This is a genomic window from Burkholderia sp. MSMB1589WGS, from assembly GCF_001636105.1.
GTDB lineage: Bacteria > Pseudomonadota > Gammaproteobacteria > Burkholderiales > Burkholderiaceae > Burkholderia > Burkholderia humptydooensis.
Map to the genome: position 1 here is coordinate 1,872,015 of NZ_LNJT01000008.1, position 15,511 is coordinate 1,887,525.

The window sequence follows — 15,511 nt, forward strand, 5'->3', positions numbered from 1 at the left end:
CAGCCGCCGGTTGATTCGCGCGCTGCGGCTCGCGGCGTTCAAGCCGCCATCGACGAATGCGGATGCATTCATCCGACCATTGCGGCGCTTCGGCGCCGTGTTGCGGACCGAATCGCTCGTGTTGCTCGGCGTGGTTGCGGCGGCTGCGGTGCTCGCGTCGAGCGCGCTGCCGGGCGCGCTCTGAAAGCCGGAAAACAGCAGACAGACAGCAGACAAACAGCAGACAAACAGCAGACGAAACCGCGATTGCGGCATGCACGTTGTCATCGATCATCGATCGGCAATCGATCTGTCGAACAGCACTTCAGACGACGCCCATGCGTGCCGTATACCGGGCTAACGGTGACGGATGGCAATGCGAAGCGTGCGTTCCAACCATACAGATGCATGACGGGAGCACGATCAATTTTCATACGATTGGCTCGCGTCATCGAACGCGCCTTCGCGATGTCGTCAACCGAGCCGTTCACCTCCCCACTGTTACCTGCGTCTGCATCATGAAACTCTTCTACGACATGAAGATCGGCGCCCGGCTGATCGTACTGATCCTTGCCGCGCTCACCGCGCTGTGCGCCATCACCGGCTTCGGCATCTACGAAAGCCGCCGCGTCTACACGGCCGCCAGCTATTCGACGGTCAACACCGTGCCGAGCTTCGTCGTGCTCGACGATGCGCAGCGCGCTTTCGATTCGATGCTGCTGCTCGTGAATCAGCACGCGTTCTCGACAAACGCCGATCAAACCAGGGATCTCGAACAGAAGATCGCGCAGGAGCGGCGCAATGTGGACAACCAGTTCTCGAAGTACGACGCGCTGCTATCCAACGACAAGGACAAGGAATTGCTCGCGGCGGATCGCGCGCTGATGAGCCAGTTCGACACGATGCGCGACAACGTGCTCGCGCTGTCGCGCGACGGCAAGAAACAGGAAGCGGGCGAGCTGATGGGCACGCGGATGACCGAACTCGCGCAGCAGGTGAACACGGCGCTCGCCGCGCACCGCGCGTTCAACGTCGATCTCGGACAGGCGGGATCGAACGAAGCGAAGGACATCATCGATCGCGCGGTGACGCTCGAGGCGTCGGCGGCCGCCGTCGTGCTCGCGGTCGTGCTATGGCTCGGCGTGCTGATCTCGCGTTCGATCACGAAGCCGATGGGCGACGCGGTGAAGTTCGCGCGCACCGTGGCCGACGGCGACCTGACGGCGCACATCGACGCGACGTCGAAGGACGAGACGGGGCAGTTGCTGAAGGCGCTCGGAGACATGAACGACAGCCTGAAGGGCATCGTCGAGCGCGTGCGGATGGGCAGCGACGCGGTGGCGACCGCGTCCGGGCAGATCGCGGCCGGCAACCTCGATCTGTCGTCGCGGACCGAGGAGCAGGCGGCGTCGCTGCAGGAGACCGCGTCGAGCATGGAAGAGCTCACGTCGACCGTCCGGCAGAACGCGGAAAACGCCCAGCAGGCGAGCGGGCTCGCGTCGAATGCATCGGACGTCGCGCTGCGCGGCAGCACGGTCGTCGGCCAGGTCGTCGATACGATGAGCGATATCAGCGAGCGTTCGTCGAAGATCGCGGAAATCATCGGCATCATCGAAGGCATCGCGTTCCAGACCAACATCCTCGCGCTGAACGCGGCCGTCGAGGCGGCGCGCGCGGGCGAGCAGGGCCGCGGCTTCGCGGTCGTCGCGGGCGAGGTGCGCGGGCTCGCGCAGCGTTCGTCGAGCGCGGCGAAGGAGATCAAGGAGCTCATCAGCGCATCGGTGCAGAAGATTCGCGACGGCTCCACGCTCGCCGGCGAAGCGGGCAGGACGATGACCGAGGTCACGCAGGCGGTGGCGCGCGTGACCGACATCATGGGCGAGATCGCGGCGGCGTCGGCCGAGCAGAGCCGCGGCATCGAACAGGTCAATCTCGCGATCACGCAGATGGACGAAGTCACGCAGCAGAACGCCGCGCTCGTCGAGGAGGCGGCGGCCGCTTCGCATTCGCTCGAGGAGCAGGGGCGCGAGCTGAAGCAGGCGGTCGCGTTCTTCCGGCTCGATGGCCTCGCGGCCGGCTCGCTGGCGGAGCCGGTGACACCGCCGCATCGGGCCGCGCCGCCGGCGCGCGTGGCGGCGAAGACGCCGGCGACACGGGCCGCGCACGCGGCGCGCACGCTCGACGTCGCGAAGCCGGCCGCGTCCGCCGCCGTTGCCGCGGCGCCCGCGCCAGCCGCATCGGCTTCGCGCGCGACGGTCGCGGCGGATGCGAACGCGGACTGGGAAACGTTCTGAGCGCCGGATGACGGCGCGCGATCGCCGCGCAACGTCATCGGCCGCCGCATTCGTCAGGTTTCCCGAACGCCGGCGCGCCCCGCATCGTCACAGCAGATCGCGCAACCGGTACCACGCCATCGCGAGCACGAGCGCCGGCATCCTGAGCGCCGCGCCGCCCGGAAAATCGCGATGGCGGATCTTGCCGAACACGTCGAAGCGCGCGGCCTGTCCGTCGATCGCCTCGGCGATCAGCTTGCCCGCGAGCCCCGTCGTGTTCACGCCGTGCCCGGAGAAGCCCTGCGCGAAATAGACGGTCGGCGACAGCCGGCCGAAGTGCGGCGCACGGTTCATCGTGATGTCGACGAAGCCGCCCCACGCATGGTCGACCTTCGCGTCGGCGAGCTGCGGGAAGGTCTTCAGCATGTCGCGGCGCATCGCGTCGGCGAGGTCGCGCGGCTCGAGCGTCGAATAGCTGACCTTGCCGCCCCATAGCAGGCGCGTATCGGGCGTGGGGCGGAAGTAGTCGAGCGCGAAGCGGCTGTCGCAGATCGCGGCCTGCGCGGGCATCAACGCGTGCGCGCGCGCTTCGCCGAGCGGCTCGGTCGCGATCACGTAGGTGCCGACCGGCATGATCTTGCGCGACAGCGCGGGTGCGAGCGCACCGAGAAACGCGTTGCATGCGAGCACGACGAATTTCGCGCGGACCGCGCCGCGCGCGGTCGACACGACGTGCCCGCCGGCTTCGTTCGCGATGCGCGTGACGGCGCTGTCCTCGTAGATGCGCGCGCCGCTTTCGACGGCCGCGCGCGCGAGCCCGAGCGTGTAGTTGAGCGGATGCAGATGGCCGCTGTCCGGATCGAAGAGCCCGCCGAGATAGCGGCTCGACTGCACGTATTGCGCGAGCGCGTCGCGCTCGACGTAGCGCAAGCGCTCGTAGCCGAAGCGGCGCGCCGCTTCGTCGCGCGAGCGGCGCAGCGCATCGACGTCGCGTGGCTTGTTCGCGGCGGTCAGATAGCCGGGCATCAGCGCGCAGTCGATCGCATGCTTCGCAATCCTTTCCTTGACGATCGACAGCGTCTCGAGCCCCATGTCCCAGATCAGCCGGATTTCGTCGGCGTTCAGATACGGCTCGAAGGCGTCGATTCCGCATGCGAAGCCGCCGATCAACTGGCCACCGTTGCGCCCGCTCGCCGCCCATCCGACCTTCGACGCCTCGACGACCGCGACCGAATGGCCGCGCTCGGCGAGATTGAGCGCGGCCGACACGCCGGTCAGGCCCGCGCCGATCACGCAGACCTCGGCGTCGATCGTGCCTTCCAGCGGCGGATGACGGGTGGTGTCGTTGACGGTCGCCGCGTAGTACGACGCGGCGTGCGGTTGGTTGATGAACTCGAGCATGGCGTATGGATCGATGGGTTGCTGGGCGGGCCGGCGGTGCCGCGCTCGCGGGCGAGCCCGCGCGTTCAGAACAGCAGCTCGCGCGCGCGGTGATACAGCATGCCGAGCGCGAGCGCGGGCTGCCGCCACGCGGGGCCGCCGGGAAAGCGCCGGTGTCGCAGCCGCGCGAACAGATCGAACGCGCGCGTGTCGCCCGCGATCGCGTGCGCGACGATGCGGCCCGCGATGCCGGTCAGCGCGACGCCGTGGCCGCTGAAGCCCTGGAGATAGAAGTAGTTCGGATCGATCGCGCCGAAATCCGGCGCGCGGTTGCGGGTCACGTCGACGAAGCCGCCCCATGCGAATTCGATGCGCACGTCGGCGAGCTGCGGGAACGCGCCGATCATCCGGCTGCGTATCGCGCCGACGAGCGCGTCGGGCGACGCGCCCGCCGAGCTCGCGCGGCCGCCGAACAGCATCCGGTGGTCGGCGGACAGCCGGAAGTAATCGAGAAAGAAGTTGTTGTCGCAGACCGCGTCGCGCCGGGAGATCAGGGCGTTCGCGCGGTCGGCGCCGAGCGCCTCGGTCGCGACGATGTACGACGCGACGGGCGCGATGCGCGCGGCCGCTGCGGCGGGCAGCACGCCGCCAGGGCCCGCGTTGCAGCACGCGACGACGTAGCGGCAGCGCACCTCGCCCGACGGCGTGCGCACGACGGGCCGCGCGCCGCGCGCGACTTCGAGTGCGGGCGTGTGCGAGAACAGCCGCGCACCTTCGCGCCGTGCCGCGTCGGCGAGGCCGATGCAGTATTTGAGCGGATGCAGATGCCCGGACAGCGGATCGTGGACGCCCGCGACATAGCGCGGCGACGCGATGCGCGCGCGAACCGCGTGCGCATCGAGCCATTCGAGCGACGGATGGCCCCAGCGCGACGTCGCGCTATCCATCCACTGCCGCAGCTCCGGCACGCGGCGCGGATGCGTCGCGACGGTCAGATAGCCGCGCGTGAGGTCGCAGTCGATGCCGTAGCGCGCGATGCGCTCGTCGACGAGCGCGAGCGCGTCGAGCGACAGCGCCCATGCTTCGCGCGCGCCTTCGATGCCGAGCTGGCGCTCGATTTCGCCGTCCTTCGCGAAGCCCGCGATCAACTGCCCGCCGTTGCGGCCGGACGCGCCCCAGCCAGGCCGATATGCGTCGAGCACGGCGACCGACAGGCCGCGCGCGAGGCAGTCGAGCGCGGTCGACAGGCCGGCGAATCCGGCGCCGATCACGCAGACGTCGACGTCGAGCGCATCGTCGAGCACCGGGTCGTCGGCCGGGCGGCGAACGGTGGCTTCGTAGTATGAGCGGCGGGCGAGCGCGTCGGCGCGGCGGGCGAAGGTGTCGATCATGGGCAAAACGCGAAAGTCGTTCGGCATGCACGCGTCGCGACGTCGTGCAGTCGCGGCGCGTGATGCTTCAGAGAAAGGTTGTGGCGCAAACGCACGCGCGTCGCGCCATTGACGTCAGAACGAGTAGATGAACTGCGTCGCAAGCAGATCGTTGGACTTGCTGTACGAGCCGTCGTTCCGCAGGAACACCTTGTTGTTCGCCCAGTCGTGCCGGTATTCGACCTTCACGGTGATCTGCTGCGTCGGGTAGAACAGCAGGTCGAGCGCGACGTCCTGCCGGTTCGCGCCCTTGCACTCGAAGCCGAGGCCGCCGTTCGCCTTCGATGTCGCGAGGCAGTCCGCATCGATGCCGAAGCCGTCTGCGGTATCCATCCCGTTGCCGTTGAGCGCGACCCCGCCGCCGCCGCCGCCGTTCTTGCTGTTCGCGAGGAAGTCGTAGCGCAGCGTCGCGCCCATCCGGCCGAGCACCGGCACGTTGAACTTGCGGTGCGCGAGCAGCGACAAGCCGTACCACTGCGCGCGGCCGCCGTTGAACGCGGCGTGCTGCTGCTGGCCGTAGTCGATTTCCGCGTTGTACTGAATGTCGGCGAGCGTGTATGTCGCATCCGCTTCGGCGAAGAAGAACGTGCCGTACGGGCTCGACGACTGGCCGCCCGGACCGTAGACGACCGCGCCCGACTGCGTCGTCGCGCTGCCGAGCGTCTGCCGCCCGATGTTGAACGAGCCGCCGAGATCGAGCGCGCTCGACCACGTGTAGTCGACGCGCGCGGTGAACGTCGGCACCTTGTTGCTCGTCGTGATCGGGTCGCCGAGCGCGTTCGTGCCCGTCTGCGTGACCGAGCCGTACGTGCGGTACTGCTCGTTGCCGAGCAGGAACTTCCACGCCCAGTTGCCCTTCGTGTAGTTCGCGCCGACGCCGATGTAGCTGCCCGGATCGGAGAAGTCGTACAGCAGGTTGTGCGTGAGCGTGAGCATCTGGTTCGACTGCTGCACCTCGTAGCCGCCGAAGCTCGGCATGAGGCCCGCGACGAGCGTCGTGGTCGCGCTGAGCGGCACGTTGACGACGGCGGTGTTGAGGATGTTGTTGCCGATGTTGCCGCGCGAGTTCTGCAGGAGCGTGATGCCGTTGCCGCGATTCGGCATCAGCGTGATCTCGGCCGACGGCGCCATCGGGCCGACGCCGAACGTCTTCTTGATGTCGAGGTAGAGATCGCCGAATGTGCTGTTGAAGTAGTTGTAGTTGCTCTCGTGGTTCGCGAACAGGAACGACGACGTGCCCGCCGCGCGGTTGAACACGTAGGTCGGATCGATGTAGCCCGTCACCGAGAGGCCCGCGATCGGCCCGGTGTTCGCCGCGTCGGTCAGCGAATCGACCTTCAGTTGCTGATTCGCGATCTGCTGCTTCATCTGCGTGACGTCGTCGTTCGTCAGCGTCGCGGGCGCGCGGCCGTAGTCCGGCGACGATTCGTCGACGGGCGCCGCGGCGGCCGCCGCGGTTGCCGCCCCCGTGCCCGCAGCGGCGCCGCCGCCCGTCGCGCCGTGCTGCGAAGCGAGCGCGGCGCGCAGCTCCTTCATCTGCGCCTGCAGCGCGTTCAACTGCGCCTGCAGCGCCTTGATCTGCGCACTCGTCGACGCAGCGCCCGCGAAGCCGGGCAGCGACCCGGCCACGAGCAGACAGATTAACTTCTTCTTCATGCGATTCTCCTGGGTGTCGTATTGCGAGGGACTTCGATTCGATGCGCATTCGGGCGAGCGGGGCGTCGTCAGGCCGTGCCGAGCGATTTGCGCGTCGCCGCGGTTTGCGGCGCGCGCGGCGCGCCGCCGGCCGCGTCGGATTCGGGCGAGTCGGACGGCGCGGGCTGCGCGAACGCCTGGCGCATGTCGCGCGCGCGTCGGCGCTCGCGGCTCAGCATCATCTGGTTGACGACGATCACGCCGATCGTCACCGCGGTGATGAAGAGCGTCGCGAGCGCGTTCATTTCGGGATTCAGGCCGAGACGCACGCGCGAGAACACAACGAGCGGCAGCGTCGTCGAGCCTGGGCCGGACAGGAACGCGGACAGCACGAGATCGTCGATCGACAGCGTGAACGACAGCAGCCAGCCGGACAGCAGCGCCTGCGAGATCAGCGGCAGCGTGATCACGAAGAACACCTTGAGCGGCGTCGCGCCGAGATCGAGCGCCGCTTCTTCGAGCGACTTGTTCAGCTCCTTGACGCGCGACTGCACGATGATCGCGACGTACGACACGCACAGCATCACGTGACCGATCCAGATCGTCACCATCCCGCGCCCCCTGGGCCAGCCGAGCATCTGCTCGAGCGCGACGAACAGCAGCAACAGCGAGATCCCCTGGATCACTTCGGGAATCACGAGCGGCGCGTTGATCATCCCGGTGTACAGCGTGAAGCCGCGAAAGCGTCCGAAGCGCGCGAGCACGAAGCCCGCCCACGTGCCGATGAACACGGAGGCGAACGCGGTCAAAAGGCCGATCTTCAGCGATAGCCAAGCGCTCGTCAGCAGCTCGTCGTCCTGCCGGAGCGCCGCGTACCACTTCAGCGAGAAGCCGGACCAGACCGTGACGAGCTTCGATTCGTTAAACGAATAGACGACGAGGCTCACGATCGGGATGTAGAGGAACAGGAAGCCGAGCGTCAGCACGCCGGCGGAAAGCGGCTTGTTGGGCTTGATCATTTCGCGTCCTCCAGCTCCTTCACCTGGTAGTACTGGAACACGGCCATCGGCACGAGGAGCAGCAGCACCATCGCGACCGTCACCGCGGAGGCCATCGGCCAGTCCATGTTGTTGAAGAACTCGTCCCACATCACGCGGCCGATCATCAGCGTGTCGGCGCCGCCGAGCAGCTCCGGGATCACGTATTCGCCGACGGCGGGAATGAACACGAGCAGGCTGCCCGCGATGATTCCGTTCTTCGACAGCGGCAGCGTGATCCGCGTGAACGCGACCCAGGGCTTCGCGCCGAGGTCGTAGGCGGCCTCGAGCAGCGTGAGGTCCATCTTCACGAGGTGCGCGTAGAGCGGCATCACCATGAACGGCAGGTACGAATAGACCATCCCGATGTAGACGCCCGCATCGGTGTGATAGAGGCGCAGCGGCGAGTGGATCAGGCCGATCGCGATCAGCGCGTGATTCAGCAGGCCATCGTCCTTCAGGATGCCGATCCATGCGTAGACGCGGATCAGGAACGACGTCCAGAACGGCAGCATCACGCCCATCATCAGCAGGTTGCGCGTCGCGGGCGCGGAGCGCGCGATGTAGTACGCCATCGGATAGCCGATCAGCAGGCACAGGAGCGTCGAGACCGCGGCCATCTTCAGTGAGCTGACATAGGTCGCGACATAGAGGCTGTCCTGCAGCAGGAACGCGTAATGGCCGAGCTGCAGCGCGAATTGCACCGCGCCGTCCTTGACGCTCATCAGCGCCGTGTACGGCGGGATGCCCATCACCTGATCGGCGAAGCTGATCTTCAGCACGAGCACGAACGGCAATGCGAAGAACAGCGCGAGCCACAGGAACGGCACGCCGATCGCGACGCCGCGGCCAGACGGCGTGAAGCGCGCCGCGAGGCGCGCGACGCGCGCGCGCACGGGCGCCGCGCCGCGGGCGGCGGGCGTAGCCGCCGCGAGGGAGGAGGAGGGAGACGTTCTCATTGCGTGAGCACCACGCCGCTTGCGGGCGACCAGGAGACGAACACGTCGTCGTTGTACGCGGGCGCACCGTCCTGCATCAGGTGCGAGCTCGAAAGATTGGACATGACCGTCTTGCCGCTCGGCAGGCGCACGTGGTACAGCGAATAGCTGCCCATGTACGCGACGTCGGTGACGACGCCGCGCGCCCAGTTGTGCGGCTCGGCCGGCTTCTCGCGCGACACGCGCACGCGCTCCGGCCGCACCGAGATGCCGACCGGCATCCCGAGCGGGCCCGTGACGCCGTGGCTCACGTACATCCGCGCTTCGAGATCCTCGCTTTCGACGAAGATGTGATCGGGCTCGTCCTCGACGACGACGCCCTCGAACAGGTTCGTCGAGCCGATGAATTCGGCCGAGAAGCGGCTGTTCGGGAATTCGTAGACCTGGCTCGGCGTGCCGATCTGCACGATCCGGCCTTCGCTCATCACCGCGAGGCGGCTTGCCATCGTCATCGCCTCTTCCTGATCGTGCGTGACCATCACGCAGGTCACGTCGACCTTCTCGATGATGTTGACGAGCTCGAGCTGCGTCTTCTGGCGGATCTTCTTGTCGAGCGCGGACATCGGCTCGTCGAGCAGCAGCAGCTTCGGCCGCTTGACGAGCGAGCGCGCGAGCGCGACGCGCTGCTGCTGGCCGCCCGAGAGCTGATGCGGCTTGCGCTGCGCGTAGCGGCCCATCTGCACGAGGTTCAGCGCGTCGGCGACGCGCTCTCGGATCTCCTGCTTCGGCGTGCCTTCCTGCTTCAGGCCGAACGCGACGTTCGACTCGACGCTCATGTGCGGGAAGAGCGCGTACGACTGGAACATCATGTTGACGGGCCGCCGATACGGCGGCAGCGCCGCGAGATCCTCGCCGTCGACGAAGATGCGCCCGGACGTGGCCGTCTCGAGCCCGGCGAGCATCCGCAGCAGCGTGGACTTGCCGCAGCCAGAGCTGCCGAGCAGCGCGAACAGCTCGTTTTTCGCGATCGACAGATTGACGTTGTCGACGGCGGTGCTGTCTCCGAATTTTTTCACGACGTTCTCGATGCGGACGAACTCGTTCGTTCCGGCCGGCGTGGCGACCGGGGGACGCGCCAGTTGCGCGGTGTCGATTGAAGGCGTCGATTTCATGAAGTAGCCATCCTTCGTTTGGGGATCGCAGGCATGAGCGCTCCCGCGCGACGCGCACAAGGCGAATCGCGGGGGGACTGCGACCGGGAATCGAGGCGCCGGGCGTTTCGGGCTGAACTTCAGGCTGAACTTCAGGCCGAACGCGCCGCCGCCGGATTGCTTGCTTGGGGCGCGCGGCAATCGAGCGATTGCCGCGCGCCGGAATCGCTCGTGATCAGTGTCCCGTCTTCAGTTGCGCCCACAGACGGTTTTCGAGCCGCAGGATGTCGGCGGGCATCGGCCGCATCAGCGTCATCTTCTTCAGCACGTCTTCGGGCGGGTAGACGGTCGGGTCCTGCGCGACGGCGGGCGCGACGAACTGGCGCGCCGCGCGGTTCGCGGTCGGATAGAACACTTCGTTCGTGATCGCTGCGTTGACCTTCGGGTCCTCGATGTAGTTGATCCATTTCAGTGCGGCTTCCGCGTGCGGCGCATCCTTCGGGATCACCATCACGTCGAACCACAGCAGGCCGCCTTCCTTCGGATTCGTGAACTTGATGTCGTACGGGCGCTTCGCTTCGGCCGAGCGCCGATGCGCGATGCCGACGTCGCCCGACCAGCCGAGCGCGACGCACACGTCGTTGTTCGCGAGATCGTTGATGTAGCCGGACGAGTTGAACTGCGTGATGTACGGGCGGACTTTCTTCAGCACGTCGAACGCCGCCTGGTAGTCGGCCGGGTTCGTGCTGTTCGGATTCCTGCCCATGTATTGCAGCGTCGCGGCGAACACGTCGACCGCCTGATCGAGGAACGACACGCCGCAGCCCTTGAGCTTCGACACGTTCGCCGGATCGAGCACGAGCGCCCAACTGTCGACGGGCGCGTTCTCGCCGAGCGCCTTCTTCACCGCCTGCACGTTGTAGCCGACGCCGTCGGTGCCGAACGCCCACGGCACGCCGTACTGGTTGCCCGGATCTGCGTCGGCGATCATCTTCATCAGCGTCGGATCGAGGTTCGACAGGTTCGGCAGCTTCGATTTGTCGAGCTTCTGGTAGACGCCCGCCTGAATCTGCTTGGCCATGTAGTTCGACGTCGGCACGACGATGTCGTAGCCGGAGCTGCCCGCGAGCAGCTTCGCCTGCAGCGTGTCGTCGCTGTCGTAGTTGTCGTATTTGACGTGGATGCCCGATTGCTTCTCGAAGTTCGGGATCGTGTCCTTCGCGATGTAGTCTGACCAGTTGTAGACGTTCAGCTCGGCGCCGACCGCTTGCGCGGCCGGTGCGGCCAGCGCCGACGCGCCGGCGAGCGCGACGAGCGCAGCGCGCGCGACCGCATGACGAAGATGGCTCACACTCATGTTGTTCCCCTGATGATGAAGGTGGGCGCGCGGCGCCCGCGCGCCACCCGCCCGATTGGCAATGCCGTTAGGAAAGGCCCAGTTGCTGCGCGGTCGCATCGATCGCTTTCTTCGCTTTCGACACGATCTCGTCGATTTCGGGCTTCGAGACCACGAGCGGCGGCGACAGCAGCATCCGGTCGCCCGTCGCGCGCATGATCAGGTTGCCGTTGAAGCAGTAGTCGCGGCAGATCGTGCCGACTTCGCCGCCGTTCTCGAAGCGCTTGCGCGCGCCCGGCTCGCGCGCGAGCTGGATGCCCGCGACGAGCCCCGCGCCCGCGATCTCGCCGACGATCGGATGGTTCGCGAACGTCTCGCGCAGCAACTGCTGGAAGTAGGGACCGGTATCGGTCTTCACGCGCTCGACGATCCGTTCGTCGCGCAGCACCTTCAGATTCGCGACGGCCACCGCCGCCGCAACCGGATGCCCCGAGTACGTCATCCCGTGGTTGAACTCGCCGTGCGCGATCAGCGCGTCGGCGATCCAGTCCGATAGCGCGACGGCCCCCATCGGCACGTAGCCGCTCGTCAGGCCCTTGGCGAGCGTCATCAGATCCGGCTCGAAGCCGAAGTGCCGATGCGCGAACCATTCGCCGGTGCGCCCGAAGCCGCCGATCACTTCGTCCGCGATGAGCAGCACGTCGTACTGGCGGCAGATCCGCTCGATCTCGGGCCAGTACGTCGACGGCGGGAAGATCACGCCGCCCGCGCCCTGGAACGGCTCGCCGATGAACGCCGCGACGTTCTCCGCGCCGAGCTCGAGGATCTTCGCTTCGAGCTGCCGCGCGCGTTCGAGCCCGAACGCCTCGGGCGTCTGTCCCTCGCCCGCTTCGCCGAAGTAATAAGGCTGATCGATGTGGACGACGTGCTCGACCTTCGACGGCATCTGCTCGTGCATGTAGCTCATGCCGCCGAGCGTCGCGCCCGCGATCGTCGAGCCGTGATAGCCGTTGCTGCGCGAGATCACGAACTTCTTCTGCGGGCGGTTCTGCGTGCGCCAGTACTGATGCGCGATGCGCAGCACCGTGTCGTTGCCCTCGGAGCCGCTGTTGCAATAGAAGAAGCGGTTGAACGCCGGCGGCGCGATTTCCGCGAGCAGCGCGGACAGCTCGATGACGGGCGGATGCGTGGTCTTGAAGAACGTGTTGTAGAACGGCAGCTCGCGCAACTGGCGGCTGCCGGCCTCGATCAGCTCGTCGCGGCCGTAGCCGACGTTCACGCACCAGAGGCCGGCCATGCCGTCGATGATCCTGTTGCCGTCGGAATCCCACAGATGGACGCCTTCGGCCCTCACGATCACGCGGCTGCCCGCGCGATTGAGCGAGCCCATGTCCGAGAACGGGTGAATGTGGTGCGCGGCGTCGAGCGCGCGGTATTCGGCGCTCGTGCGGCGCTCGTGCGCGTGCGCGCCGGCGGCGGGCGCGGCGGGTTGGACCCATGCGGATTCGTTGTTCAGTCGGTAGCTCATCGTTTCCTCCTGGATGGATGGGCTGCGTGCGCGTTCAGACGTGCAGCAGCAGATGCTTGCGTTCCCACGAGCTGATCACGCGGAAGAACGCTTCGTATTCGGTTTCCTTCAACGCGAGATAGGCTTTCACGAACTTCTCGCCGAGGATCTCGGCAAGCGGCTCGCACGCGGCCATCAGCGTGAGCCCCTCCTCGAGATTGCGCGGTAGCTGATACGGCAGGCTGTAGCCGTCGCTCACGAGCGGCTCGGTCGGCACGAGGCGCCGCGTCATGCCGAGGTAGCCCGCCGCGAGCGTGCCCGCGATCGCGAGATACGGATTGCAGTCGACGCCCGGAATCCGGTTCTCGATGCGGCGCGACACCGACGACGAATGCGGAATCCGGAAGCCGACCGTGCGGTTGTCGTAGCCCCACTGCACGTTGATCGGCGCGGCCATGAAGCGCGAGAGCCGCCGATACGAGTTGATGTACGGCGCGAAGATCGGCATCAGCGCGGGCGTGTACTTCTGCTGCCCGGCGATGTACGCGTAGAACATGTCGGTCGGGCTGCCGTCGTCCGCGGTGAACAGGTTGCGCCCGGTCTGCTCGTCGACGATGCTCTGATGCACGTGCATCGCCGAGCCCGGCTCGTTCTCCATCGGCTTCGCCATGAACGTCGCGTACATGTGGTGCCGCAGCGCCGCCTCGCGCACGGTGCGCTTGAACAGGAACACGCGATCGGCGAGGTTCAGCGGATCGCCGTGCAGGAAGTTGATCTCCATCTGCGCGGCGCCGACTTCGTGAATCAGCGTGTCGACTTCGAGATCCTGCACTTCGCAGTATTCGTAGATGTCTTCGAAGAGCGGATCGAACTCGTTGACCGCTTCGATCGAATACGACTGGCGCCCGGTCTCCGGCCGCCCGGTGCGGCCGATGGGCGGCGCGAGCGGGATGTCCGGGTCCTTGTTCATGTCGACCAGATAGAACTCGAGCTCCGGTGCGATCACGGGTTTCCAGCCTTTCGCCTTGTAAAGCTCGAGCACGCGGCGCAGCACGCGGCGCGGCGAGATTTCGACGGGCGTGCCGTCGAAATGCACGCAATCGTGGATCACCTGCGCGGTCGGATCGATCGCCCACGGAATCAGGCGGATCGTCGACGCGTCGGGCAGGCAGACCATGTCGGGATCGGTGACGCCCGTCAGGCTGCCGTCTTCCGGGTAGTCGCCGGTGACGGTCTGGATCATCACCGCCTGCGGCAGGCGCATCGATTCGCCCGTTTCGAACTTGCTGCGCGGAATGATCTTGCCGCGCGCGATGCCCGCCATGTCAGGGATGATCGCTTCGATTTCGGTGATCCGGTGCTTCTTCAGGAATTCGTCGATGTCTTGCATGATCGTTCTCGTTGTAGTGGGTCGGGTCACGCGTCGATCGCGTGCGCCGGCGGCCGGGCGTCGTGCTGCATGCGGGCGCGCATCCGTTCGCGGCATGAATCGCCGAATGCGCGGAAGATCGCGGTGGACAGCGGATCGTCCGCGTGCTTCCACTCCGGATGCCATTGCACGCCGAGCGCGAACGCGCGCGCGTGCGGCGCACGAACCGCTTCGATCAGCCCGTCGGGCGCGACCGCTTCGATCGCGAGGCCCGCGCCCAATTGCGCGATGCCCTGGCCGTGCAGCGAATTCACGTGAGCGTGCGTCGCGCCGCCGAGCAGACGTTGCAACAGCCCGTCCGCCGCGAGGCGGATCGCGTGCGCCGGCGCGTACTGCGCGTCGAGCGTGTCGCCCTTGTCCTCGCGGTGATCGTCGAATCCGTCCACCGCATGCACTTGCTGATGCAGCGTGCCGCCGAACACGACGTTCAACTCCTGGAAGCCGCGGCAGATCGCGAGCACCGGCACGCCGGCGTCGATCGCCGCGCGCACGAGCGGCAGCGTCGTCTCGTCGCGCGCGGGATCGTGCAGCGTGCCGGGCGCGCTCGGATCGCCGCCGTAGCGATGCGGCTCCACGTTCGAGTAGCTGCCGGTCAACAGCAGCCCGTCGACGGCGGCGAGCACGTCTCGCGCCGCCTGCCGCGCGCCGAGCGCCGGCACGAGCATCGCGAGCGCATCGGCGCCGTCGACGACGGCCGCGATGTATTTCTCGACGACCATATGCGATGGATGCGCGCCCATCATTTTTTTATCCGCAGTGATACCGACCAATGGTTTGCTTTGCATGAGTTTCACGTTTCGATGAATGCCCGGATTGCGAATCGCGCATCGAAAATCGCAATACGGCAGGCGTGAGCGGGCCCGTCGGCGTCGCGCAGTGCGTGAAGCCGATGAGGCGTGTGCGCGATGGGCGAGCGGCGGCCGCAAGCCGGCAATCGCCATGCGCGCGATGAAAAATGATTCCGCTTGCTCGAACACGAGCGCGCGGCGCAGCGGGGATGGTCGAGCGCGCGCGCGACGATGCGGCAGGCCGCTGCGCCGTTCAGGCGTCAGCACTGGCGTTCGGAGCGAACAGCGTCAGGAGGAGAGGCGCTACGGCAGCAGCGAGGCGACTTCGTCGATGTGCACGGCGATGTAGCCGCGTGCGGAGACGGCGTTGTGACGTCGCACGGAGCGACGGGACAGGATGGTGAATACGGACGGAAGCAGGCGAGGAACAAGCGCGCCGCTGCTGCCGTCGGAGAGGGCGACGTCATGCGGGATGCTCGCCGCATGTCTTCGATCCCACCTTACCAGAGGGCCACGGACTCTCACGATTACACTCGACTGGTGACGTTGAAAGTTTTGAACACCCCGGTTCATCGAACGCATCCGGCGTTTAATCAATCGGGGCATCGGTCCGGCGGCAGGATCGTCA

11 protein-coding genes and 2 pseudogenes are annotated in these 15,511 nt (G+C 66.9%); 2 read left to right on the forward strand and 11 right to left on the reverse strand.

Going from position 1 to position 15,511, the window contains the following annotated elements:
* Positions 1 to 28 precede the first annotated feature (28 nt).
* A pseudogene (locus WT16_RS35220) lies at positions 29 to 184 on the forward strand (copper resistance protein CopD); the annotation flags it as partial.
* Between the two features lie 313 nt (positions 185 to 497).
* Positions 498 to 2,273 carry a methyl-accepting chemotaxis protein gene (locus WT16_RS25845; protein ID WP_063534531.1) on the forward strand — a complete coding sequence of 592 codons (1,776 nt, stop codon included), beginning with the start codon at positions 498 to 500 and terminating at the stop codon, positions 2,271 to 2,273.
* 87 nt (positions 2,274 to 2,360) lie between these two features.
* Here WT16_RS25845 and WT16_RS25850 read toward each other — a convergent pair whose 3' ends face one another.
* The 11 genes and pseudogenes from WT16_RS25850 to WT16_RS35225 all read right to left on the reverse strand — a co-directional run bounded on the left by WT16_RS25850 (position 2,361) and on the right by WT16_RS35225 (position 15,390).
* Entirely contained in the window at positions 2,361 to 3,653 is a 1,293-nt protein-coding gene (locus tag WT16_RS25850) for an FAD-binding oxidoreductase (RefSeq protein WP_063534532.1), read from the reverse strand.
* Between the two features lie 65 nt (positions 3,654 to 3,718).
* A complete protein-coding gene (locus WT16_RS25855) occupies positions 3,719 to 5,023 on the reverse strand; it encodes an FAD-binding oxidoreductase (protein ID WP_063534533.1) in 1,305 nt (434 codons plus the stop codon).
* Between the two features lie 114 nt (positions 5,024 to 5,137).
* The gene (locus WT16_RS25860) at positions 5,138 to 6,718 is read right to left on the reverse strand and encodes a DUF3138 family protein (RefSeq protein ID WP_015603040.1); all 1,581 of its coding nucleotides are present in this window, start codon (positions 6,716 to 6,718) and stop codon (positions 5,138 to 5,140) included.
* A gap of 68 nt (positions 6,719 to 6,786) precedes the next feature.
* Positions 6,787 to 7,716, reverse strand: a complete 930-nt coding sequence (locus tag WT16_RS25865) for an ABC transporter permease subunit (protein ID WP_015604027.1) — start codon at positions 7,714 to 7,716, stop codon at positions 6,787 to 6,789.
* Complete coding sequence (locus WT16_RS25870) at positions 7,713 to 8,693, reverse strand: ABC transporter permease subunit (protein ID WP_015603585.1); 981 nt, start codon at positions 8,691 to 8,693, stop codon at positions 7,713 to 7,715. Before WT16_RS25870 ends, WT16_RS25865 begins: the two co-directional genes overlap by 4 nt.
* Positions 8,690 to 9,769, reverse strand: a pseudogene (potA, locus tag WT16_RS25875) (polyamine ABC transporter ATP-binding protein); the annotation flags it as partial. The pseudogene potA and the gene WT16_RS25870, both read right to left, overlap by 4 nt.
* Before the next feature lie 289 nt (positions 9,770 to 10,058).
* Entirely contained in the window at positions 10,059 to 11,180 is a 1,122-nt protein-coding gene (locus WT16_RS25880; RefSeq protein WP_043283059.1) for a polyamine ABC transporter substrate-binding protein, read from the reverse strand.
* A gap of 67 nt (positions 11,181 to 11,247) precedes the next feature.
* Positions 11,248 to 12,687 carry an aspartate aminotransferase family protein gene (locus tag WT16_RS25885; protein ID WP_063534534.1) on the reverse strand — a complete coding sequence of 480 codons (1,440 nt, stop codon included), beginning with the start codon at positions 12,685 to 12,687 and terminating at the stop codon, positions 11,248 to 11,250.
* Between the two features lie 34 nt (positions 12,688 to 12,721).
* Entirely contained in the window at positions 12,722 to 14,056 is a 1,335-nt protein-coding gene (locus WT16_RS25890; protein WP_006028528.1) for a glutamine synthetase family protein, read from the reverse strand.
* Positions 14,057 to 14,082: 26 nt separating this feature from the next.
* Entirely contained in the window at positions 14,083 to 14,880 is a 798-nt protein-coding gene (locus tag WT16_RS25895) for a gamma-glutamyl-gamma-aminobutyrate hydrolase family protein (RefSeq protein ID WP_063534535.1), read from the reverse strand.
* 306 nt (positions 14,881 to 15,186) lie between these two features.
* Positions 15,187 to 15,390 carry a hypothetical protein gene (locus WT16_RS35225; protein WP_230479360.1) on the reverse strand — a complete coding sequence of 68 codons (204 nt, stop codon included), beginning with the start codon at positions 15,388 to 15,390 and terminating at the stop codon, positions 15,187 to 15,189.
* Positions 15,391 to 15,511 lie beyond the last annotated feature (121 nt).

What these genes read in the sequence shown, in the direction of transcription:
- WT16_RS25845 (WP_063534531.1), top strand. Translation starts at nt 498, where the DNA reads ATGAAACTCTTCTACGACATGAAGATCGGCGCCCGGCTGATCGTACTG.
- WT16_RS25850 (WP_063534532.1), bottom strand. Translation starts at nt 3,653, where the DNA reads ATGCTCGAGTTCATCAACCAACCGCACGCCGCGTCGTACTACGCGGCG.
- WT16_RS25855 (WP_063534533.1), bottom strand. Translation starts at nt 5,023, where the DNA reads ATGATCGACACCTTCGCCCGCCGCGCCGACGCGCTCGCCCGCCGCTCA.
- WT16_RS25860 (WP_015603040.1), bottom strand. Translation starts at nt 6,718, where the DNA reads ATGAAGAAGAAGTTAATCTGTCTGCTCGTGGCCGGGTCGCTGCCCGGC.
- WT16_RS25865 (WP_015604027.1), bottom strand. Translation starts at nt 7,716, where the DNA reads ATGATCAAGCCCAACAAGCCGCTTTCCGCCGGCGTGCTGACGCTCGGC.
- WT16_RS25870 (WP_015603585.1), bottom strand. Translation starts at nt 8,693, where the DNA reads ATGAGAACGTCTCCCTCCTCCTCCCTCGCGGCGGCTACGCCCGCCGCC.
- WT16_RS25880 (WP_043283059.1), bottom strand. Translation starts at nt 11,180, where the DNA reads ATGAGTGTGAGCCATCTTCGTCATGCGGTCGCGCGCGCTGCGCTCGTC.
- WT16_RS25885 (WP_063534534.1), bottom strand. Translation starts at nt 12,687, where the DNA reads ATGAGCTACCGACTGAACAACGAATCCGCATGGGTCCAACCCGCCGCG.
- WT16_RS25890 (WP_006028528.1), bottom strand. Translation starts at nt 14,056, where the DNA reads ATGCAAGACATCGACGAATTCCTGAAGAAGCACCGGATCACCGAAATC.
- WT16_RS25895 (WP_063534535.1), bottom strand. Translation starts at nt 14,880, where the DNA reads ATGCAAAGCAAACCATTGGTCGGTATCACTGCGGATAAAAAAATGATG.